We start from the raw sequence: 22,958 nt of genomic DNA on the forward strand, positions 1-22,958 counted from the left end.
AAACAATTTGCTTATAATAATGCTTAAACGTTTTGTGAGCGCCCAAATGAAAGCCAATCATAATGGTAATGATTTCAGAATCCGACATTACCGATTTTCTGTTTCTTCTCTTTTTGTGATCTCCGAGTGTTTGAAGTTTCATTTGCTTGATTTGGGAGTCAAATTCTTTACAAAAATCGTCAACTTGTACAAAAATATTTGTAATTTGGTCTTTCAAAATCATAAGCAATAGTTCGTTTAAATATTTGAATGTCAGAAACTTAAATATACGAATTATTGCTTTTTATTGCAAATTTTTATTCTGTTTCTTATCCCGAGCTCAGGTTATTTATGAACAACGGTCAAAATAAGTCGTATTTTACATAAGAAAAATGAAAGAGAAAAAGAGGTAATATTCTGAACAAATAACACATCAGATAATTTAGTTAAAAGCATGGGAGTTTAAATTAAATAAACATCTAAATATCAATCATTTAAAGTCGTTTTATAAGGTTATAATTTCGGAATTTCTCACAAAACAAACACAGGTTATGAATTAAATTACTTTAAAATTGTAATCCCAAAAAAAAATTCATAAAATGATGTTAACAAAAAAAAGTATTCACTTATTGTTTAGTTTGTTTTTCGGACTACACTGCGCTCAAGTTGGGAATCGTACAATTACTAAAGAAAACATTGACTCTGAAATACAAAATGCAAAATTATTAGCTACAATTAATCCAAAAAGAAGTATTCCGGTTGTAACTAAAATCTATCAGGATTCTAAAAAACAAGGGTATAAAAAAGGAATGTTGGAATGTGACAATATTCTGATGGCTAAATTTTATGATGCCGGAGATTTTAAAAAAGTTGTGGAAATAAGCAAAGAAGCAGAAATTTTAGCAAAAGAAGCAAATGATAACGTCATACTTTCGAATACCTACAGACTCAAAGGCTCGTCTTATACGGAATTGGGATTTAATAATGAGTGTTTGAAAGAATTTAAAAAAGCGTTAGAGATAGCCGAAAAAATTGACTCTAAAAATGATAAAAACTACCAAAAGTCAATGATCTACAATGGCTTAGCGAGCTATTCTGCACATATTAATGCTCCAATAGATTCTGTTGTACATTATCAGAAAAAATGCTTAGAGTCTGCCCTTCTTTTAGAGGAAAATAAAGATTTTATTAATAAAAAATATTTTATCATTACGCTTTGTTATATCAATTTAGGTAAAACAAGCGTAGCCCTGCAGCAAGCAAAAGATGCTGAACTGTATTTTTCAAGAGCTCTTGAAATCTCAGAGAATAAAAAATATATTATTGGTAAAGATCTGAAAGTGACTGTACCAAATGAATTTGCATGGCTTTATTATGATCAAAAAAAATATGATAAAGCAAAGTCTTTCGCTGAAAAAGCAGAAAAGATTGAAAAAGGAGCTGGTTTGCCTTATATCCGCAGAGATATCTATGAAGTATATTTTAAATCGTGTGTTGAGCTTGGAGAAAAAGAGGTTTCTAAAAAATATATGAATCTCTACACTAAACTGAATGACAGCCTTGTAAATGCAGAAAAGAAATCGATAAATACTCCTGTAAAACATATTATCGATGAAAAAGAAGAAGTATATACCAATGATATTCAAAAGATTATCGTGACTGCATCAGGAATCATCATTGCATTACTATTAGCAGGCTGGTTTTTCTGGAAACAAAATCAAAGCAAACTTCATGAAAGAGATAAAACTATCATTGAAAATCTTAAAAATGAAGAGAAAGCGAGCCAAATCGAGCCTGATTTAGTAGAAATTGAAGATAAAAGTCCCGAAAATACCATCACCATCTCAGAAGACACAACAATCTCCCTTCTCAATAAACTTTCTAAATTTGAAAAATCTGAAAAATTCCTGAAAAACGATATCAGTCTTTCTTCTTTATCAACTTCATTAAATACAAACCCAAGATACCTTTCAGAAATTATAAAACAGCACAAAGGCAAGAACTTCAATAATTATCTTCACGGACTAAGAATTCATTATATCACCAACAAATTATATGAAACTCCTGTTTTCAGAGAATATAAAATCAGCTATCTGGCAGAATATTGCGGATTTTCTTCCAGAGAAGTTTTCGCAGTTATATTTAAAAAAGAAACCGGCGTTACTCCTTCCTATTTTATCAATCAGCTTAAAAAAGATGATCCAAAACAAGACCTTATATAAAATAAAAAAACAGTTACTCAATTTATAGCAACTGCTTTTTTTATGATTTATCGTGTCGTATAACCTCCGTTTGCGAAGATAGTTTGCCCGGTGATCCACCATCCGTCTGTTACTAAAAACTCAATTAAAGGTGCAATGTCTTTAATATCAGTCAATCCACCCAAAGCTGATGCAGATTTATGATAAGCTACAGCATCATCACTCTCCTGTCCATAGAAAAAAGGAGTATCCATTGGGCCCGGTGCAACAGCGTTTACAGAAATTCCTCTCCCTCCAAATTCTTTAGAAGCCGCTCTTGTAAAATGTTCTACCGGAGCTTTTGCCCCTGCATACGTGGAATATGAATCTGTGTAAGCAGCTAATAATGAAGTAACAACAGTACAAATCTTCCCATGATCATTCAGTTTTTTTCCGGCTTCCTGCAAAAAGAAATATGCTGATTTTGAATTAACTCCAAACATCGTATCATATTCTGCTTCTGTGGTTTCGGTAAATGGTTTCTTTAATACCATTCCTACTGTATTTATTGCGATATCAATACCTCCGAATTTAGAAATCGTTTCGTCAAATAATTTGGTAACGTTTTCTATTTTAGTTAAATCACCCTGAAATAAAAACGCTTGAGCACCCAACGCCTGTACTTCAGCCAATGTTTTTTCACTTTCAGCTCTGGATCCCTCGCTGTTATAATGGATGGCTAATTTTGCTCCTTTTGACGCAAAATCTTTACTTAATAATCCACCCAGATTCTTTCCTCCTCCTGCAATAAGGACAACCTTATCTTTTAAATCATTTCTTGACATACAAATGTTTTTTTAATTGTTAATTCTTGCAAATGTGAATATTATCAATTAAAAATACGCATTGAATTCTCATGATCTTGTTATCAATTCGGAATTTATTTTTATAAAGCAACATCACAAACAACTCATTTACACTCTATTAAAATAAATTTTAAATGATTAATAATCCGTTTGAAGTACTTTTAACAATTCCGTCTGTTGCATCACTTCATTTTTACTGTTGATCAGATTATAATTTGCCTGAAGCCAGTTATTTCTCACAACAAAAAAAGTATACGCATCCATCAAGCCTTCTTTGTATTTTTCTTCTGATTTTTGGAAAGATAATTTCTGATTTTCAAAATTAGATTTCAGCAAAGTGTATTTTTCCTCAGAATTTTGGAATTGTACTTTGATAGAATTGATACTTTGAGTTAAATTATTAACGACAATTTCTTTCTCGTAATTGTAATTAATAACATTCAGTTTTGCAATTTCAACACTGTTTTTCACTTGCAATTTATTAAATATCGGAACCGAAAGTCCAAAAGAAACCTGCTGACTTTTATTTCTTTTAAACTGATCCGAAAAAGGGTCGGCAGATTCACCCAAAACTTTACTGTAAAAACTCGACCAGTTGTAAGAACCATTAAGCGTCGGCAGATAGGCAGATCTTGCAATCCTGACATTCTTTTCGGCGGCATTTATTTCTGTAATTACGGTTTTGTAAGCAGGGTTTTTCTCAAGCAAATTTTTGATAAATTCAGGATTATTAAAGTCAAAATCTAATAGATTTTCTTCAGTCATTTTAAAATCTAAAGAATCATTTGTGATGGCCAACGCATTCAACAGATTTATTTTAGAAAGATCCCGGGCATTCTTTGCAGAAACCCACTGTTCCTGCAAAGTTCCAAGGTTTGCTTTAATGTCATAGACATCGCTTTTTGGTCGGTTTCCTATTTCAACTTCCTTCTCGGTACGTTTGATCTGATCTTCGATTCCTGAGATCTGAGTTTCCAAAACATCCAGCCAGCTTTTGCTGTTCTGATATTTGAAAAACATTTGGATAACGTTCAGTTTCACATCATTTTGAGCCTGTTTCATTTTGTACGTTGAACTCTCTTTATTAATTTTTGATAAAGAAATATTGAGATAATTTCGCCAGTTCATCAGTTCCCAATTGGCTTGTGCGTACACATTGTCATATTGCGTATTTATCGCTTCTCTTTGATTATTATTCTGATTGATCCCCAATCCGAAATTGTAATTATGATTAACTCCGGCTTCAACTGACGGCAGCAACATTCCTTTTGCAGCAGAAATCTGACGCTCATTTTTCTGAATAGTAACGGTAGCCTGTTTTATCAACGGATGATTTGTAGCTGCATAATCCAGACATTGGTCGAGCGTCCAAACCTGCTGAGCCGGAAAAAGATTGATGATGAATATGAAGAATAGTTTTTTCATAATTGATTGACTGACAGTTGATAATTAATAGTTAACAGAAAAGCTTGTGATGTATAGCTTACTCGTATTTCAGATATTTTACAAGATTCACTTTTGTGGCCTGATACGCTTTGATGCTTACCACAGAAAACGTAAGTAACAGCAAGACAATAAGACTGAAAATAAATGGCCAAACCGGCATATCTATTCGGTAAGCAAAGTCTTTCAGCCATTCGTTCATCAGATAATAACTGATCGGGATGCTGATAACAACAGCAGTAAGTGTAATCCAAAGGAACTGTTTCGTTAATCCAAGAATCAAAATTCTGTCTGATGCTCCCAGCGTTTTTCTGATGGCAACGTCTTTCAGTTTCTGTTCGATCATTAATGATGACAAAGCGAATAATCCTAACAATGCCACCATCAAAACCATTGCATTAAGAATAGTGAAAAGAGTCTGTTGCTTTTGATATTTTTCGAATGTTTTCGCAAATTGCTTATCAAGAAAATAGTAATCGAAAGGATAACCCGGCTCTACATTACTCTGCCAATAGGTTTTCAGTCTTTTTACAGTACCGTCGATATCATTTTGATCTATTTTCAACTGAATATTATAGACATTAAATCTCTTCCATTCCGTTTCTCTGTAATGAAAAAATATGATCGGTTCTACTTCTTTTCTCAAACTTCTGATGTTGAAATCCTTTACAACACCTACAATTTTATACTTTTTGTTATCAAATCCAGGTTTAATTTCATTCTTTAAAGCATCCTCATCTTTCCATCCGAATTTTCTTACAAAAGCTTCATTAACCAACACATTATTTACGGTATCCGATGAAAGATTAGGATCCAGCCAACGGCCTTTTTTCAGTTTAACATTAAGAAATTTCAGATAATCATAATCCATAGATCCGTGCTGTCCCTGAATACTTTTATCCATAAAATCCATATTCGAACTGCTTGATCTGTCACTTCCGGGGACAGCCTCGCCATAAGAAACATCGGTCACGCCCTTGATCTTTCTCATTTCTGTTTTAAGCCTCTCATATTTCAGCCAAGGTTTTGGATTAGTTTCATTAAAATTGATCATGACAATCTGTTTTCCGTTGTAACCAAGGTCTTTATTCATCATATGTTTTACCTGTTGATTAACGATCAATCCGCCGATGATGAAGAATGAAGAGATGATTAATTGCAAAGTCAAAATCCCGTTTCTTAGCCAAACTCCGTGTTTGCTTCTTGCGAAATTGCCTTTTAAGGTTTCTATGGCTTTGAAGTTGGCCAGATAAGTTGCCGGTATCAACCCAGAGATCAGCGTTACCATAATTACCATCACAAATGAGTAAAAGTAAATATGCCAATCGTTCATCTTCATTTCTTTGTCGTAAAACTTATTAAAGCTTGGTAAAAGAAGCTCCGTCAAAGCCAATGAAAGGAAATATGACGCGATACAGATCACAAATGTCTCCATCAGAAACTGTAGAACAAGGTTGGACCTTGTGCTTCCAATTGCTTTTCTAACGCCAATTTCTTTCGCTCTTTGGGAAGCTTGTGCTGTTTTTAGATTGATAAAATTAATAGCCGATAATACAACAATTAAAACTGAAAGCGTAAAAAGAATCATCAAAGTTTTAAAATCAGGATTTCCGAACCAAGATGCTTTTGCATGGAGTTTTATTTGATCAAGTGGTGTTAATTCACTGTCAGTAGGTCCGTACAAATCAAGATATTGCTGAATGGTCATTCCTGAAGGATCTTTATCCAGACTGGCACGATATTCAAAAATATCCTTTACGAATTTTTGCTCTACAACCTTAGGATCAGTACCTTTTTTCAACATAAATAATGCTCCGTAATTGAAGTTCCCCCAATTTTTCTCATCATTTTTGATCTGTTCTACGGGATTGATGATGAATTCGGGCTTGATCTGGCTATTTTCTTTCGGTAGCTCATAAACTGCAGTCACTACATAATTTTTGTTATCAAATTTCACACTTTCTCCTGCAACATTTGTTTTTCCAAAGAGATTTTTAGCAGCATCTGTAGAAAGCGCGATCGCACTTTCGCCTTTCAAGGCATCTTTATAACTGCCGGCAACCAATTTGAAAGGGAAAAATTTGAAAAAACTTTCCGTACCCGTCATTCCATCTTTCTGAAAAACGGTTTTAACTTTTGTGGTCATCTTCAAGCCAATTCCGGAGCCATTGAACAGAACGTAATCCTCAACCCCCGGAATTACTTCTTTTGCACGCCTTGCCATTGGAATAGAGATATTATTCCCGTAAGAATTTTCCTTTTTATGAAAGGTTTGGAAATAATAGATACTGTCTTTTTTAGGATTCCATTTTTCAAAGGATTCTTCGTCATTCCAATGCATCAGGATAAGCATGAATCCCGTTAACCCGATCGTCAATCCAAACAAATTGATGATGGTTGAGAGCCAGTTCTTTTTATAATTGATGAAGGCAATTTTGAGCCAGTTGTTTATCATAATCGATGTAATAAATGGTGATAAATTACAGAGAAACAGTGCTGAACTGCTCTCTGTAATTTTTAAAAATAAGGATGAATGAATGTATTTTTTGTAGAATTTTACTATGCAAAATTCTTAGCATCTGCTTTTTCGAAAACATCTTTTCTTTGGGAAGAATGCTCTTCTGAGAAGATCTCGCCATCTTTCATATTCACAATTTTCGAAGCATAGCCGGCATCGTAAGAAGAGTGCGTTACCATTGCAATGGTAGATCCTTCTCTATGCAGTTCTGCTAACAGATTCATTACTTCGTTTCCGTTGGAACTGTCAAGATTTCCTGTAGGTTCATCGGCAAGAATCAGTTTTGGCTTCGTTACCAACGCTCTTGCAACAGCTGCTCTTTGTTGCTGCCCTCCGGAAAGCTGTTGTGGATAATGCTTTGCTCGGTGAGCTATGTTGATCTTGTCCATGATCTCTTCTACTTGTCTTTTTCGTTCCGAAGCTGAAACTCCGTTGTAGATCAATGGAAGTTCTATATTTTCGTAAACCGTAAGTTCATCTATTAAATTAAAATTCTGGAAAATGAACCCGATATTTTTCTTTCTGATTTCTGATTTTTTCCTTTCATTTAAATTAATTGTTTCAGTTTCTCCAAACTTATAAGAACCCGACGAAGCGCTGTCTAACAATCCCAAAATATTAAGAAAAGTTGATTTCCCACAGCCTGAAGGGCCCATTATAGCAACAAATTCGCCTTCTTTTATACTTAAACTAACATTATTTAATGCGTTGGTTTGAACGTCTTCTGTTTTATAAACTTTTGAAATGTTTTGAATATTTATCATTTTATTAATTTTTTAAAGTGTTATTTTTTTGATTTCTCGTGTTTGGTATTTTTTCAATTAAATCCTTCCATTTTATTTTTGAACATCAAGCATTTCATATTTTTTAATCTCAGCATAATCAGAGCTTATCACTTTTTCGCCCTGTTTCAATCCTGAAACTACTTCATAATACAACGGATTTTCTCTTCCCAGACTGATATTTCGTTTTTCAGCTTTGTTTCCTTTTAAGACAAAGATCCATTTTCCGTTGGTGTCTTTGTAGAAATTACCTTTCGGGATCATCATACTTTGGGTGTCGGCAGATAATTTCAATTTGACTCCGAAGGTCATTCCTATTTTCAGATTTTCAGGTTTTGCATCGATGAAAGTCAGTTCTACAGAAAACTGCCCGTCTTTCACTTCCGGAAGAATTTTTGTAATAATAACTCCAAACTGTTTAGCATTGCTTTCCAGACTTCCTTTAATTCCGTTTTGGAGTTTATTGATGTAATATTCATCCACTTTTGCAATAAGTTTATAACCGTCCATTAAATCTACTTTCCCAATGCTTTCGCCACTCGTAAGATTTTGCCCAAGCGTAATATTGAACGACGACAACCTTCCCGAAACAGGTGACATGATAAGGAAATTGTTTTTATTGGAACGAAGAATATTTAAACTTTTTTCCATTTGATTAATAGAATTATTAATCGCTGAGAATTGAGAATTTCTGGAAGCTTTTTCACTTGAAGCTCCTTTTTCTACAATTATTTTTCTCTGTTTCTGATAATTTAAATTTTGAAGACTTACATCATAATCCGTTTTCTTTCCGATTTCTGCGTCATATAATCTTTTCTGAAGATTGAAAGACTGCAATGCCGTATTGTAATCGTTCTGAGATTGAAGCAACTCTTTATCCTGATTGAATTCCTGATTTTTAAGTTCCAAAAGCGTACTTCTCATCTGGCTGATCTGCTGCATAATTCCTGTCTCCTGATTCAGATAATTGAATTCCGTATTCGGATTGTAAACTCTTGCGATTGGCTGGCCTTTGGTTACCATCTGTCCGTCTTCTGCAAAAATCTCTTTCACAGCACCTCCTTCCAAAACGTTTATTAAAGATGAATTTAAAGATTGGGTCTGTGCGGTTACCATCAACATATCTTCAAACCTTCCCACGGTAACTTCATCCACCTGAATGTCTTCTGACTTCACATTATACGTTTTTTTCTGATTCAGAAAATACCAACCAAAAACCGAAACTGCCAGCGCAGAAGCAACGATGATCAATATTAATTTTAATGTAGACTTCTTTTTTACTATTTTCGTATCCATATTTGAGATAACTAATTTACTTACAATATATTAGACAAATTAAATACCAGAGATTTATAATCTTGTAAGAGCCTGAAAACGTGAACAAAAATAATTTCATTCATTTCGGAACTGTTCATTATCGGACACTTTTTGTACGAAAACGGACATTTAATTGGTATTTAGTTGTTAGTGTTTGGTGTTTGGTGTTTGGTGATGATAAAAAATTACATTCAGATAATTAAAAGCTAAACATCTACAACTAAAAACCAAACATTAACAACTAAAAACCATACACCAAATAAAAAAAGCAATGCGAAAAAAAGAAGCTCATATTTTAATTGTTGATGATGACGAAGATATTTTATTTTCGGCAAGAGTCTGGCTTAAGAAATTTTTCACGGAAGTCAGCTGTCTCAGTCAGCCAAAGAATATTCTGAAGTTTTTGGCCGAACAGCAAATCGATACCGTTCTTTTGGACATGAATTTCCGAAAGGGATTTGAAAACGGACGAGATGGATTGTATTGGATGCAGGAAATCAGAACTTTAGAACCTCAACTGCCTATCATTCTGATGACAGCCTATGGTGAAGTAGAATTGGCTGTTGAAGCTCTTAAAAACGGGGCATCAGATTTTATTTTAAAACCCTGGAATAATGAAAAATTATATGCTTCCGTTAATCTGGCAGTTGATATTTCACGAAAGAATAAAAAACTGAATCAGTGGGAAAATGTAAGCATTAAAACCAATCAATATCAGCTGGATACAAAATCTGCTGCCATGCAGGCGGTGATGGATCAAATTACAAAAGTTGCTCCAACAGATGCCAATGTCCTGCTTTTAGGAGAAAATGGAACCGGAAAATATGTTTTGGCAGAACATATTCACGAATTATCAGAAAGAAAAAACCAGCCTTTTGTACACATTGATTTGGGAAGTCTTTCGGAAAATCTTTTTGAAGCAGAATTGTTCGGTTACAAAAAAGGAGCTTTTACCGATGCCAATCAGGATTACTCCGGAAAGATCGAAAATGCCCAAAACGGAACCGTATTTCTGGATGAAATAGGAAATCTTCCTTCTCACCTTCAGACCAAATTATTAAGTCTTATCCAAAATAGAAAATTATCAAGACTTGGTGAAAATAAAGAACGATTATTAGACATAAGATTTATTTTTGCGACCAACGAAAATCTCAAAAAAGCGGTGTCCGAAAACCGTTTTCGGAAAGATCTTTATTACAGGATCAACACCGTAGAATTGCAGATCCCAAGTCTGAGAGACCGATTGGAAGATATTCCGACTTTGGGGAACTATTTTTTGGAAAAATACAAGCAGAAATATCATAAAACAGAGCTTTCTCTCAACGAAAATTTAATGGAGGAATTGGTAAATTATTCCTGGCCGGGAAATATCCGTGAACTGGATCACTGCATTGAAAGAAGCTTGATTCTTTCTAATGATAAAAATCTAAAATTGCTAATGCCACAGGACGAAGAAGCTGATCAACCGATCACCAACCTCAATATCGAGGAAATGGAAGAAATTCTCATCAAAAAAGCATTGAAAAAACACAAAGGAAATATTTCTCTAGCAGCCGAAGATCTCGGATTATCCAGAGCGGCACTTTACAGAAGAATGGAAAAATTTGAATTGTAAATGAAAAAGCAACAACTTATTTGGTTAGTTTTTATCTTGCTGGCAGTCGTTAGCGGGATTTTCGCGTTTGATTTTTATTCACAAAATAAGTGGATTAATTTCGGTTTATTTACGATCATTGCTATTTCGTGTATTATTTTAGCACAACTTTCAGCCTTATCATTTATTCAGAAAACAGAAAAAATATTGTTGGCAATTCAGAAAAAAGACTTTTCTCTTTTTCCAAAAACAGAGGAAAACAGTTTGTTTGACAATGCCGTAAAGCTTTATTATCAAAGCAAAGAAGAACACCTTTCGCACTCTTCTTATAAACTTCTGTATGAAGAAATTCTAAGTCAATTGGAAATTGGATTGATGATTCTTTCCGAGAAAAATAATGAATGGGAAGTATTTTATGTAAATCCTGTTTTTTTAGAAATTCTGCAAATTCCGAAATATAATTCATGGGAATTATATGAATCTAAAACGCCCAATTTTTACAAGATCATAGAACAGTCGAATTACGAAAATTCTCAGGAATTCTTTGATATTTCAATCAATGAAAATGTCAAACAGTCGTATTCTTTGAGAACAAAAAAAGTACAGAATGTTAAAAACCGTTTCTGTATCATCAGTCTGGAATCTGTTCAAAAAATTATCGAACAGAAAGAAAAACACGCCTGGAATAATCTGATGAAGGTAATTTCTCATGAACTTCTCAATACACTGACTCCGGTCAACAGCTTAATTCAGAATCTGGAATATATTGCCAATCAAGATGTTGTTGAAAAAGAAGATCAACAGGAAATGAAGGAAAGCTTAACGATTATTAGTTCAAAATCAAAACAATTACTGAATTTCGTAGACGATTACCGACAAGTTGCCGAGTTACCAAAACCCGTTTTCAAACCCATTTCTTTAACTCAAATTGTAAAATCTGCTCTTAATTTTCTAAAACCTGAGTTTGAAAAAAACAATATTACGATCATCAATTCATTCGAAGATCAAACTATTTCGGCAGATCAAAAAATGATCGAAAGATGCTTAATAAACCTCTATTTAAACGCAATTTATGCTGTTGCAGACAGTTCTGAAAAAATCATCAAAACAGAGATCAAAATTCTTAATAAAAGAACCGTTCTAAGCGTTGAAGACAATGGAATCGGAGTTTCAAAAGAAATTAAAGATAAAATATTCCTTCCGTTTTTCACAACCAGAGTCAGCGGTTCCGGAATTGGCTTGACGCTCAGCAAAAGCATTATGGAAGCACACAAAGGTTATTTAAATTATAGACCTTTGGAAAAAGGAAGCTTATTTGAGATTTGGTTTTTGGAATAGACATTTTTAATGAACAATTGGATACAGGTTTAAGAAATATTGAAATTGATGTGTATCATATTCAGATCTTCCCATTTTTTCATGACTCTACGAAAGTGCTGAAATTTGATAAGAAAGCATTTGATGAGGAAGCTGTAATCCTGTGAATTCACCAGAAAACGGCAATGCAAACTCTAAATAAATTATAAATCAGTTTCGAAGTAATACCCAACAATAATATTTACTATTTGTAACATTTATTTACCGCAGCTTTTGTTTATTTATTATTTTTACATAAAGAATGAGCAAATACAAAAGCTTGAAATATATAATTACATGAGTGATTTTTTAATAGGTATCGGAAAAAGATTAAAGGATATAAGAAAGAAAAATAATCTTACCATCAATGATCTGGCTTCGAAAGCTCATGTGAGCAATGGTTTGGTTTCCAGAATAGAGAATGGGAGAACAATTCCGTCACTACCTGTTTTACTTGAATTGATACAGTCATTGGACATCGATGCCAGTTATTTTTTTGAAGGTGTTGAGAAAAAATCTAATGCAAAATTTATTTTTGTACCAAAAGAAAGTCAGCAGATTATAGAAAAAGAAGTGGAAGCGGAAGGTTTCAAATATATGCATATCTTCAGTAAAAGTCTTCATTCATTAGGTTTTGAAGCAGTTTTACTGACTTTGGAGCCCAATTCTAAACGAGATAAAGTAATCACTGACGCATGGGAATTTAAGTATATTTTAAAAGGCAAAGTAAAATATATGATCGATAATGAAGAAATTGAGCTTCAGGAAGGAGATTCGCTTTATTTTAACGGAAAATTACCACACGTTCCTGTAAGTATTTCTGATGAAGACTGCATTATGCTGGTACTTTATTTTTATTCTGATAAAAGCTAAAAAAACATTGATTTTAAATACAAAAGTTTACAAATAGTAAAATTTTATTTTTTTGTATATTTAATTCTCTTAACTTATAATTCACATTTTACATTTAAATACAATGAACTTCCGCAAGGCAGTTCATTTTTTATTTATTTAAACAACACCCTATATTACAGTGTTTTAAAATTTACAAACACTCGTTTCCCAATCCAACTGAATCTATAAACAGGTAAGATTCAGTTAACATTAATCCGTTATTTATTAAATATAAATTAATATTAAAAATTTACATATATTAAAATTATTGAGTTGTTTTGCAGTAGAAATTTAATATATGTAAACAATGGAAACAATTATAAAAAAATCTTTATTTCCTCTTTTTGCCTGCTGTAGTCTATTTGTATCTGCTCAAAAACAACTTGTCACGGGAATTGTTTCAGATAACAATCAGCCACTTCCGGGCGCAACTGTTAAAATCAACGGCAGCTCAAAAATTGTAATAACGGATGTTTACGGAAAATTCTCTGTAAATGATCTTAAACCAGGTCACTACGATTTACAATTTTCTTACATAGGATATGAGCCTAAAAGTCTTACTATTGATATAATTTCAGACCAGTCACTAGATGTAGGGATCATTTCAATGTTTCAAAAACAAAAGAATATTGATGAAGTTATTGTAACAGGTTCATTAAAAAACAGTGAAGCCAGAGCCTTAAATCTTCAGAAAAACGCAATAAATATTACCAACGTAATTGCTTCTGACGGGATCGGAAAGCTACCAGACAGAAATGCTGCAGAAACCGTACAGCGAGTGCAGGGCGTTTCTATCGAAAGAGATCAGGGCGAAGGAAGATTCGTTTCTTTAAGAGGATTGCCGCCGTTTTGGGCGTCTACAACCATCAACGGAAATAGGCTTCCAACCGCAGAAGAAGAAACAACTTCTCGAGCTACGGCTTTTGATTTTTTCCCGACCGAACTTATTTCTTATGTTCATGTCAACAAATCATTTACTCCCGATATTGAATCTGACGGAATTGGCGGCGGTGTCAACTTTATCACCAAAACACCACCCATGAAAACCGAGCTGAAAATAACGTTGGGAAGTGGATACAACGCCAAAGCCGATAAAGGAGTTTATAACTTCGGATTATTGTACGGCGGAAGAACTAAAGATAAAAAATTCGGGTATTTAATTAATGTTGCCCATTTTAACAGGAATTGGTCTACCGATAATTTTGAAGCAAGAAGAAGCGGTGATCAAGGCGTTTTCAGAATGGAATTACGCGATTACAACGGAGTAAGAAAAACAACGGGAGTCAATGCTGCTTTAGAATATGTTTTATCACCGAAAAGCACCATCTATCTGAAAGGAATGTACGGAACATTGTCAGACGACGAAACTCATTACAAGCACAGAATACGATTTGATAAGTTCAGTTCAGGTAACAATACGGCAAGAGTAGAATTACAGAATATCCATAATTTATTGATAACCGAACTAAAATCTGTTTCATTAGGTGGAGTTCATCAGTTAAATAAAAGCAAAATAGATTGGGATGTATCGTATTACGACAACCAATTCAAATACGGAAACATTCCTGACAAGCAGAACAATTCTTATTACGTCATTAAATATACCCAAAGCGGTGTAGGCATCAATCCCGATTACATTTCAGACCACGGAAACGGACCGCGGGCTTACTGGAAAGCAGACGGCGGAAAATTAGATTACAAAGATCCGAATTCACTTTTCGGGTTTTACAGCGATCCTAATTTTAAGATGGATGCCACTCAAATGAAATTCACCGATCTTGAATTCTACAAAGTCAATATTCTTGAAAGAGATAAAATCGTAGCAGCTTTTAATCACGAAATTAACGCTTCTGATAAACTTACCCTTAAATACGGTTTTAAATACAGAGATAAAGAGCGAATTGCAACATTCTCAGATATTTTCTACAACTGGAAAAGCGGTTCTGCTCCACTTTTATCAGATTCCGGTCAGTATATTACAACACAGCCTAATGGCGGACAATATTTAAGCGAAATGAATACCCACATCGGAAATTCTTTCGGTCCGGTGTTATCAACAAGCGGAATGGATCAGTTTTGGTTTCAGAATCAGGGGAATTTAACCATTAATAAAAATGATTCTGAAGCTCTTGAATACAATAAAGCATTAGGAAGAAACTTCGATGTTTACGAAAAACACGCCGATGCTTACGGAATGGGAACTTATAAACTAAGTGATAAAATAACCATTTTAGGAGGGGTAAGAGTATCCAACACCCATACAAAAGTTAAAGGCTTTAATGTCATCGATAATGTGCTGACTCCTGTTGAAAACACAAAGGAATATTTGGCTGTACTCCCGATGTTGCATATTAAATATGCTTTAAATGATAAAACAAATCTAAGATTTGCAGCAACAAGAACTTTTTCCAGACCTAACTTTGGCGATCTTACTCCCGGAGGAACGTATAGTGAAGCCGATAACGAATTTAAAGGTGGAAATCCTAATCTGAATCCTACCTATTCGATCAATTTAGATGCAATGGGAGAATATTATTTCTCAAACATCGGAATTTTGAGTGGCGGTGTTTTCTATAAATCAATCACAGACCCTATTTTTCAGGACTCTTTTGTGAGCAATTATAATGGAAATAACGGAGTTCAGTTCACCGCTCCAAACAACGGAAGCAGAGCCTGGTTAGGAGGTTTGGAACTGGGTTTCAACAGAAGGTTTGATTTCTTACCTGGATTTTTACAGTATTTCGGAACACAGCTTAATGCCACTTTAATGACTTCTGAAATGGAGAAACCAAGCGGACGAAAAGTTGCCCTTCCCTATCAGGCAAAACAGTTGTACAACGCACAGCTTTTCTTCGAGAAAAAAGGATTTAATGCAAGAGTTGCTTACAACTACAAAGGCAAATATGCAGTAGAATACGCTGAAGAAGACATAAATGATTCTTACTACGGTAAATACAGCAGTTTAGACTTCGGGACTTCTTACCAGTTCACAAAGTATGTAACGGTTTATGCAGATGTAAACAATATTCTGAACAATCCTTTGATCTATCATTTCGGAAAGTCTGAAGATCGCCCTGAGCAGGTAGAATATTACGGAGTTCGATTTAATCTTGGTGTAAAGCTTAATTTCTAATGTCTATCAAAATCAATCATAAAACCGGAGTAACACTGAAGGCGGCATTCTTTGCTTTCGGTATCTACTTCTGTATGTACGGATTCAGGAAACCGTTTACAGTGGCTTCTTTTGAAGGATTGTCTTATTTCGGAATCGAATATAAATTACTGATCATTATCGCTCAGGTCATCGGATATTTCATTGCTAAATTTATTGGCATTAAATTTATTTCTGAATTAAAACCTGAGAAAAGAATATTTTTTCTCTTTGTATTTATAGCGATTGCCGAACTGGCATTATTAGGATTCGCCGTAGTTCCTGCTCCCTACAATATTGGGTTCATGTTCATCAACGGGTTGCCTTTAGGAATGATTTGGGGAATTGTTTTTTCTTACATAGAAGGAAGAAAAACCACGGAAATCATAGGTTTATTTTTGTGTTCGAGTTTTGTAGTTTCTTCAGGATTTACAAAGTCGGTCGGGAAATTTCTGATGGATAATTTCAACATAACAGAATTTTGGATGCCATTTGCCACAGGATTGATTTTCTTTGTTCCGCTTCTTTTTTTCGGATGGTTTCTTGAAAAATTACCGAAGCCTGATGCAGAAGACATTGCCTTGAAGAAAAAGCGTGAGCCTTTAGATAAAACAGAAAGAAGAAAATTACTGAAACAGTTTTTAATTCCGTTGATCTGCATTACTTTTCTGTATGTAAGCCTGACGATTTTAAGAGACTTCAGAGATAATTTTAACCGTGAAATCTGGGACAGTTTCAACCTGAAAACCGACAGTTCTGTTTTTACTTTAACCGAAATTCCTATTGCCATTATGGTTCTCGTAATTTTAGGATTTATGGTAAAGGTGAAAAACAATAAAAAAGCTTTCGATTATTATCATTACATTCTCTTTTTCGGAATCTGCACAGTTGGTTTGTCAACGTATTTATTTCAAGGCAGTGCAATTTCTCCTTTTATCTGGATGGTTTTATCAGGTTTTGGAATGTACTTATGCTACATCCCTTTTAACGGAATCTATTTTGATCGTATGATTGCGGCCTTTGAGATCAAAGGAAATGTAGGCTTTCTTATTTATCTCGTTGATTCTTTCGGCTACTTGGGTAGTGTACTTATAGTATTGTATAAAAACTTCGGATCAGCAGAAATGTCATGGCTGGATTTCTATATTAATCTAAATTATGGAATTACCATTCTTGTTTTGATCTTCTCAACCACAGCATTTTTAGCCTTTAAAAAAAAATCTAAAACAAATAAAAACAACCAATATCTGAATGTAGACAGTTCTGCATTAGATTTAAAAATATAAATTAATTATGACAGCAAAATTTGATTTAATCGTTGTAGGCGGCGGAATTTTGGGAACATTTCATGCATATCATGCTCTAAAAAGAGGTTTAAAGGTAGCTTTAATTGAAAAAAACTCTTTGCCTCAGGGCGCAACGGTAAGAAATTTCGGGCAGGTTGTACCCTCAGGAATGGATCTGAAATGGCAGAATTTCGGGAGAGAGAGTTTATCAATTTATAAAGAACTTCAGGCTGAAACCGATTTAACAGTTCGCGAAAATGGTTCTGTTTACATTGCTTCTAACGATGAAGAAATGCAGCTGATCCACGAACTCCATGAGATCAACAAAAACAATAATTATGAATCTGCACTGCTTTCAAAGAATGACTGTATCAAAAAATTCGATGGCCTTCGCTCAGATTATTGTAAAGGAGGCTTGTTTTTTCCGCAGGAAATTTCAGTAGATTCCGGCGAGATGATCATCAAACTTCATCAGCTTTTAAAGGAAAAATTTGATCTTAAAATATTTTACAATACAACAGTTGTAGAAATTAATGAAGATAAAGAATGCACCTGTCTCACTTCAGAAGGCACTTCCTTTTATTCTGCAAAAGTAATTATTTGTGGCGGTCACGAATTTAAAACTTTATATCCGCAGGTCTTTAACGAAAGCGATCTCGTGGTGACCAAACTTCAGATGCTTCAGACAAAACCACAGGGAATTTACAGTCTTCCGGGAAATATCTTAACCGGATTAACCATCAGACGATATGAATCTTTTCAGGAGTGTGAATCTTTTGATAATATAAAATCTCTTGAAGATCCAAATACTTTCGATAAAAAATTTGGGATTCATATTCTTTTCAAACAAGCATTGGACGGATCTGTAATTCTTGGAGATTCTCACGAATATGCAAGTGCAAAAAACTCTGATGATTTAGGCTATGAACTGAATATGGAAATTGACGAATATATGATTAATGAAGCCAAAAAAATAATTGATCTTCCCACCTACGAAATTCAAAGAAGATGGTTTGGGATTTATTCTCAATGCAAAACAAAAGATATTTTCGAGCACAATGTTTCGCCTAATATTCATATTGTGACAGGTATCGGCGGAAAAGGAATGACAGGAAGCGGCGGTTATTCTAAATTTAATATCAATACAATTTTTTCTTAAAATGAACATACAATTATTAGTTCTGGATATGGCCGGAACAACGATCGATGAAGATAATGTGGTGTATAAAACGCTGACAAAAGCAGTCAATGACTATGGCTACAATGTAACTTTAGATAAAGTGCTTGAAATATGCGCCGGAATGGAAAAAGCAGAAGCCATTAAAAATTTACTTGAAAACATTGGCGGAAATACAGAAGATACTGAAGCGATATTCGAAAATTTTTCTGATGAGCTGGGTCTTGCATATAACGATCTGAACGTAAAACCCATCGCAGGTGTTGAAGAATTTTTATTAAAAGTAAAATCTGCAGGTAAGAAAGTGGTTTTAAACACCGGTTATACTCAAAAAATTGCATATCAATTGCTAACGAAACTCAATTGGAAAATTAATGTTCATTATGATGCGCTGATTACTGCCGATGATGTTTCTGAAAGCAGACCCAGCCCTGAAATGATTATTCTGGCGATGAAAAAATTCGGAATTTCTGATCCGAAAGAGGTTTTGAAAGCAGGAGATTCTGCCATCGATATTCAGGAGGGGAAAAACGCAGGATGTGGAGTAACCATTGCTGTACTGAGCGGTGCGCAAACCAGAGCGCAACTTGAATTGGCATTGCCCGATCAAATTTTAAACAATCTTTCAGAAGCTGAACATATTCTTTTTTAATTACTCCAAAGAGCTGATTACGGAAGTAATTCTGTAATCAGTTTAATTCAATTTAAAAAAATAAATCTTTGAAATAGTTATTATGAAAACAAAATTTCTTTCTCTTTTGGTGATGACCGGCGCATTGATGAGCGCACAGACCAAAAAAGTCTTGTTCATCGGCATAGACGGTTGCAGGCCGGATGTAATTATGTCATCCAACACCCCAAATATCCAGGGATTATTGCCAACTGCAGTATATTCTTTAGACGCCATTACATTAGCACCAACCATCAGCGGAAACGGCTGGAGCTCTATGCTTACAGGCGTTGGTCTCGATAAGCATAATGTGCCGGACAACAATTTCACTAATCCCAACTACGCTAATTATCGTGATTTTTTAACCAGAATTGAATCATACAATTCTAACTTGAGAACCATTTCTTTAGCCCACTGGGCACCTATCAACAACAATATCATTAATAGTGCTGATGTAAAAACAAACTTCTCAACCGATCTTGCGGTGAAAAATGCAGCGGTTAATGCTCTGCAGAATGACAATCCGGATGTACTTTTCGTTGATTTCGACGATGTGGATGGCGCAGGACATTCGTATGGCTTTTCTTCAGCAGTGCCACAATATGTGAATTCTATTCAGCTTACAGATACTTATATTGGTGAGATTCTGACTGCGATGAAAAACAGAAGCACTTATAATAACGAAAACTGGCTGGTAGTAGTCACTACCGATCATGGTGGAGAAGGTGCTTCACATGGAGGAGGAAATCTTACTGAAAGAGATATTTTTTCAATTTATTCTAATCCATCATTTGCTCCTCAGCAAATCAGCAAAACTCAAAGTCAGAATACGCCCACTTATAATCGTCTGAATTTCCCCGCAGGAACTTATGCAAAGCCTTCAGTTCAAAGCAGCTTTAATTTTGGTGCCAATCAGGATTTCACCATAGAATTTTGGGTAAAGCCTAATGCCAATTACACCAGTGACCCTGTACTGATTGGTAATAAAAACTGGAACAACGGCTCCAACAAAGGTTTTGTAATTTCAGGATATTCAGGTCAGACATTTAAAATGAATATTGGAGATGGAAGCAACAGACTGGATCTGATTGGAGGAAAGTTGATAACGAACCAATGGAAGCATATTGCAGTAACATTCGACAGAGACGGTCTGGCCACAATGTATGACGATGGAGTTCCTGTAACCGTTGGAAAGATGAATACCATTGGTGACATCACTTCTAATTTACCATTAACCATCAATCAGGACGGAACCAATACTTACGGTGTAAACCTTGCGGCCTCATATAAAGATGTAAGAATCTGGAATGCCAAATTATCGAATGAAGCCATTGTTCAATGGGCAAATCAGGATATAACAAGCTCGCATCCATTCTACAGTCAGCTTTTAGCGAACTACAAAATGACTGAAGCTTCCGGAAATACCTTGACAGATTCGGGACCATTAGGTAACAATGCAACAATTATAGGCTCTCCGACCAGAAATCTTCAGACCTCAGAAACATTTACGATTCAGAATTATCTGAATACACCAAGACAAACCGACCACTTCCCTACCGTACTCAACTGGCTTTGTATCCCCGTAATGACAGCTTGGGGAATTGATGGGATCAACAGAATTCCGGCTTGTGATACTGCAGTTTTATCTGTGAATAATACTGATAAAAAACAAAACAAATTAGTTATTTATCCAAATCCGGCGAGTGATGAAATTAATTTAAAATTTAATTCTTCTGATAAAAAACTGATATTAAATATCATTGACGCAAGAGGTGCTGTTGTTTCAATAAAGGAATTATCATCTTCAAACTCTCAATATAATCAGAAAATCAAAACTGATACTTTACCTGCAGGAGTTTATTTTGTTCAGATAAAAGGTGATGCAACTTCTTTTTCAAAATCCTTTATAAAACGATAAACTAAATTTGGGTATCCAATCAGTGATTGTAAAACAAGGAAAGCGTATTCGTAAAATATTGCAATATTATAACAAAACTAACCCACCGCAATTGCGGTGGGTTAGTTTTACCACAGCTCAAAGTCACAGACTTTGCGTAGCGGGTACGAAAGTACAAAATTTCTGCTTTTTAGACAAACTTGAAATTCTTTCTTCAAATACCATCAGAGTGTACGAAAATTCGTACACTCTGACAGTAAGCAACTTATATTCTCAACACTCTTTAATAAAGACTTCTTTCATTCACAGATGTTTTTTTTACCAACATCTGTTCGTGGGATGCACCCTTTATTCCATCAAATGATCAGTAAAATAGAAATTTGTATCTCGATCGTACTAAAAACCACTGCGATTGCAGTGGTTTTTCTTTATGTTACTTTTTTAATTTCCTTGAACATGATCATTATTTTTGTTTGGGACTATACGATTTTCCCTTCCAAACAATTCTAAAATGCGATTAAATAATTTTAATTGCTGTTTATTATCCAATTTTTTTTCATTGGAATATAAAATAATTTGTTGAAGGACTTCACCAAGATTATTCAAATTTAAAATCCTAATACCATTATTTAATTCTACAAATATATAAAACCGTGAATGACTTTTTGTTGTTGTAAATAAACATATACCATCGTCTATATCAACCCCTCCATATATTTCTGTAATAATTAAATCTTCATATTTATCATTAGTATTAACTTCTTTTAATTCTTTACGTTTGATTAAATAATCAATCATTAAATCTCTGTTAATTTGACTTTGGCTCTGATTTAAGTCAACATATTGTAAACTGTCTTTTTTTTGTGAGTAAAAAAATGCTGTAAAAAAAAGACTAATTATAAAACACAAAAATTTATTCATTTCTAATTATTTAGATTTCTTTTTTATAATTTCATTCATAATTTGGTTATCCGTTTTTTCCGGTACTGCTTCTCTATCACCTCCGTTTAAAGTTGTAAGAACATTATCTTTTGTTGTATGACCTATTTCGTGACCAAGTGACATTGTTGTTATATCATCTTCAGTTATTACTCCACTTTTAATAGCTTGAGTTTCTTTCGGATCGTTATATTGTGAATACTTATCAGGATTCTTGGCTTCATCTTGTATAGAAGCTGTAAACAAAACTATATCTGCTGATTTTAACTTAACATCTATTACATTACCTTTCCTATCTTTAACAACACTTTTTGTATCAAATCTTGTAGTTGTTTCTGCTTGTACTGGATTTCCATCAGAATCTTTTTGTATAGATTTTTTTGTATCTAGAGTAAGGGTTGTTGGTATTGAAGAATTAACTAATGTATTAAATTGTTCAAGTCCTTTCTTTCCTGAATTTCTAAGGTTATCTCCTAATTTTTTGTCTGTAGCTGTAGCATATTGAGTATATGCTCCTTTACCTCCATTTGCTTTCGGGTCATAAACTAATTGTCCATTTTTATTTCGCCAATCATCTGCTTGTCTTCCATCAGGATCAATAAACCGAATAGGATTATCAAACGCATAGTTGTAAGGGCTATAACGACGCATTTTTTCGCTCAAAGGATCAATTACACCCCATCTTCCAATATCTGCCATATAGAATCTTGCCCCATAATCATACATCCCAGACTCCTGCAATTCCTTTCCATTATACTTATATGATTTATAACTTCCCTGTGCAAAATAAGCATTTCCAGATTTCAAATGATTCATCCCGAAAGGATAGTAATCATTGGCATCTGTAATTTCAAGAGCTCCTGCGCTGTTTCTCCCGAAACTTACTCTATTATTTCCTAAATGATCTTT

17 protein-coding genes and 1 pseudogene are annotated in these 22,958 nt (G+C 34.2%); 10 read left to right on the forward strand and 8 right to left on the reverse strand.

All coding sequences use genetic code 11. The features are described 5' to 3' along the window. Positions 1-223, reverse strand: a pseudogene (locus tag BT156_RS22685) (IS982 family transposase); the annotation flags it as partial. Positions 224-578: 355 nt separating this feature from the next. Here BT156_RS22685 and BT156_RS20955 point away from each other — a divergent pair. Next, the gene (locus BT156_RS20955; protein WP_083582438.1) at positions 579-2,201 is read left to right on the forward strand and encodes an AraC family transcriptional regulator; all 1,623 of its coding nucleotides are present in this window, start codon (positions 579-581) and stop codon (positions 2,199-2,201) included. Positions 2,202-2,248: 47 nt separating this feature from the next. Here BT156_RS20955 and BT156_RS20960 read toward each other — a convergent pair whose 3' ends face one another. The 5 genes from BT156_RS20960 to BT156_RS20980 form a co-directional block, all read right to left on the reverse strand. Next, positions 2,249-3,004 (reverse strand): SDR family oxidoreductase, encoded by a 756-nt coding sequence (locus BT156_RS20960; protein WP_072412875.1) that lies wholly within the window; start codon positions 3,002-3,004, stop codon positions 2,249-2,251. 159 nt (positions 3,005-3,163) lie between these two features. After that, on the reverse strand, positions 3,164-4,450 hold the full coding sequence (locus tag BT156_RS20965; RefSeq protein WP_072412876.1) for a TolC family protein: 1,287 nt from the start codon (positions 4,448-4,450) through the stop codon (positions 3,164-3,166). Positions 4,451-4,508: 58 nt separating this feature from the next. Further along, complete coding sequence (locus tag BT156_RS20970) at positions 4,509-6,923, reverse strand: ABC transporter permease (RefSeq protein ID WP_072412877.1); 2,415 nt, start codon at positions 6,921-6,923, stop codon at positions 4,509-4,511. 104 nt (positions 6,924-7,027) lie between these two features. Beyond that, positions 7,028-7,750 carry an ABC transporter ATP-binding protein gene (locus BT156_RS20975; RefSeq protein ID WP_072412878.1) on the reverse strand — a complete coding sequence of 241 codons (723 nt, stop codon included), beginning with the start codon at positions 7,748-7,750 and terminating at the stop codon, positions 7,028-7,030. A 72-nt stretch (positions 7,751-7,822) separates the two neighbouring features. Beyond that, a complete protein-coding gene (locus BT156_RS20980; RefSeq protein ID WP_072412879.1) occupies positions 7,823-9,064 on the reverse strand; it encodes an efflux RND transporter periplasmic adaptor subunit in 1,242 nt (413 codons plus the stop codon). 292 nt (positions 9,065-9,356) lie between these two features. Here BT156_RS20980 and BT156_RS20985 point away from each other — a divergent pair, with 292 nt between their 5' ends. The 9 genes from BT156_RS20985 (at position 9,357) to BT156_RS21020 (ending at position 21,131) form a co-directional block, all read left to right on the forward strand. Next, positions 9,357-10,700: a sigma-54-dependent transcriptional regulator gene (locus BT156_RS20985; RefSeq protein WP_072412880.1), complete on the forward strand. Its 1,344-nt coding sequence runs from the start codon at positions 9,357-9,359 to the stop codon at positions 10,698-10,700. Beyond that, positions 10,701-12,017, forward strand: coding sequence for a sensor histidine kinase (locus tag BT156_RS20990; RefSeq protein ID WP_072412881.1), 1,317 nt, complete (start codon positions 10,701-10,703; stop codon positions 12,015-12,017). Between the two features lie 17 nt (positions 12,018-12,034). After that, positions 12,035-12,163 (forward strand): hypothetical protein, encoded by a 129-nt coding sequence (locus BT156_RS22520; protein ID WP_262484318.1) that lies wholly within the window; start codon positions 12,035-12,037, stop codon positions 12,161-12,163. Positions 12,164-12,332: 169 nt separating this feature from the next. After that, on the forward strand, positions 12,333-12,908 hold the full coding sequence (locus BT156_RS20995; RefSeq protein ID WP_072412882.1) for a helix-turn-helix domain-containing protein: 576 nt from the start codon (positions 12,333-12,335) through the stop codon (positions 12,906-12,908). A 328-nt stretch (positions 12,909-13,236) separates the two neighbouring features. Next, complete coding sequence (locus tag BT156_RS21000) at positions 13,237-16,062, forward strand: TonB-dependent receptor (protein WP_072412883.1); 2,826 nt, start codon at positions 13,237-13,239, stop codon at positions 16,060-16,062. Further along, complete coding sequence (locus BT156_RS21005) at positions 16,062-17,366, forward strand: DUF5690 family protein (RefSeq protein ID WP_072412884.1); 1,305 nt, start codon at positions 16,062-16,064, stop codon at positions 17,364-17,366. The genes BT156_RS21000 and BT156_RS21005 overlap by 1 nt, the downstream gene beginning before the upstream one ends. A gap of 7 nt (positions 17,367-17,373) precedes the next feature. Then, positions 17,374-18,525 carry a TIGR03364 family FAD-dependent oxidoreductase gene (locus tag BT156_RS21010; protein ID WP_072412885.1) on the forward strand — a complete coding sequence of 384 codons (1,152 nt, stop codon included), beginning with the start codon at positions 17,374-17,376 and terminating at the stop codon, positions 18,523-18,525. 1 nt (position 18,526) lies between these two features. Beyond that, a complete protein-coding gene (locus tag BT156_RS21015) occupies positions 18,527-19,195 on the forward strand; it encodes an HAD-IA family hydrolase (RefSeq protein WP_072412886.1) in 669 nt (222 codons plus the stop codon). Positions 19,196-19,277: 82 nt separating this feature from the next. Then, positions 19,278-21,131 (forward strand): alkaline phosphatase family protein, encoded by a 1,854-nt coding sequence (locus BT156_RS21020; protein ID WP_072412887.1) that lies wholly within the window; start codon positions 19,278-19,280, stop codon positions 21,129-21,131. Between the two features lie 420 nt (positions 21,132-21,551). On the opposite strand, the gene BT156_RS21025 is transcribed toward BT156_RS21020, so the two are convergent. Next, on the reverse strand, positions 21,552-22,031 hold the full coding sequence (locus tag BT156_RS21025; RefSeq protein ID WP_072412888.1) for a hypothetical protein: 480 nt from the start codon (positions 22,029-22,031) through the stop codon (positions 21,552-21,554). Positions 22,032-22,037: 6 nt separating this feature from the next. Next, positions 22,038-22,958 (reverse strand): RHS repeat domain-containing protein (locus tag BT156_RS21815; RefSeq protein ID WP_139255549.1); only part of this gene is annotated, 921 nt, incomplete at its 5' end.

Source organism: Chryseobacterium limigenitum (genome assembly GCF_900114875.1).
In the GTDB taxonomy this organism is placed as follows: domain Bacteria; phylum Bacteroidota; class Bacteroidia; order Flavobacteriales; family Weeksellaceae; genus Chryseobacterium; species Chryseobacterium limigenitum.

Excerpts from the sequence above, each read along its gene's own strand:
- BT156_RS20965 (WP_072412876.1), bottom strand. The coding sequence starts at position 4,450 with ATGAAAAAACTATTCTTCATATTCATCATCAATCTTTTTCCGGCTCAG.
- BT156_RS21020 (WP_072412887.1), top strand. The coding sequence starts at position 19,278 with ATGAAAACAAAATTTCTTTCTCTTTTGGTGATGACCGGCGCATTGATG.
- BT156_RS21000 (WP_072412883.1), top strand. The coding sequence starts at position 13,237 with ATGGAAACAATTATAAAAAAATCTTTATTTCCTCTTTTTGCCTGCTGT.
- BT156_RS21025 (WP_072412888.1), bottom strand. The coding sequence starts at position 22,031 with ATGAATAAATTTTTGTGTTTTATAATTAGTCTTTTTTTTACAGCATTT.
- BT156_RS20990 (WP_072412881.1), top strand. The coding sequence starts at position 10,701 with ATGAAAAAGCAACAACTTATTTGGTTAGTTTTTATCTTGCTGGCAGTC.
- BT156_RS20980 (WP_072412879.1), bottom strand. The coding sequence starts at position 9,064 with ATGGATACGAAAATAGTAAAAAAGAAGTCTACATTAAAATTAATATTG.
- BT156_RS21005 (WP_072412884.1), top strand. The coding sequence starts at position 16,062 with ATGTCTATCAAAATCAATCATAAAACCGGAGTAACACTGAAGGCGGCA.
- BT156_RS21010 (WP_072412885.1), top strand. The coding sequence starts at position 17,374 with ATGACAGCAAAATTTGATTTAATCGTTGTAGGCGGCGGAATTTTGGGA.
- BT156_RS21015 (WP_072412886.1), top strand. The coding sequence starts at position 18,527 with ATGAACATACAATTATTAGTTCTGGATATGGCCGGAACAACGATCGAT.
- BT156_RS20985 (WP_072412880.1), top strand. The coding sequence starts at position 9,357 with ATGCGAAAAAAAGAAGCTCATATTTTAATTGTTGATGATGACGAAGAT.
- BT156_RS20975 (WP_072412878.1), bottom strand. The coding sequence starts at position 7,750 with ATGATAAATATTCAAAACATTTCAAAAGTTTATAAAACAGAAGACGTT.
- BT156_RS20995 (WP_072412882.1), top strand. The coding sequence starts at position 12,333 with ATGAGTGATTTTTTAATAGGTATCGGAAAAAGATTAAAGGATATAAGA.
- BT156_RS20960 (WP_072412875.1), bottom strand. The coding sequence starts at position 3,004 with ATGTCAAGAAATGATTTAAAAGATAAGGTTGTCCTTATTGCAGGAGGA.
- BT156_RS20970 (WP_072412877.1), bottom strand. The coding sequence starts at position 6,923 with ATGATAAACAACTGGCTCAAAATTGCCTTCATCAATTATAAAAAGAAC.
- BT156_RS20955 (WP_083582438.1), top strand. The coding sequence starts at position 579 with ATGATGTTAACAAAAAAAAGTATTCACTTATTGTTTAGTTTGTTTTTC.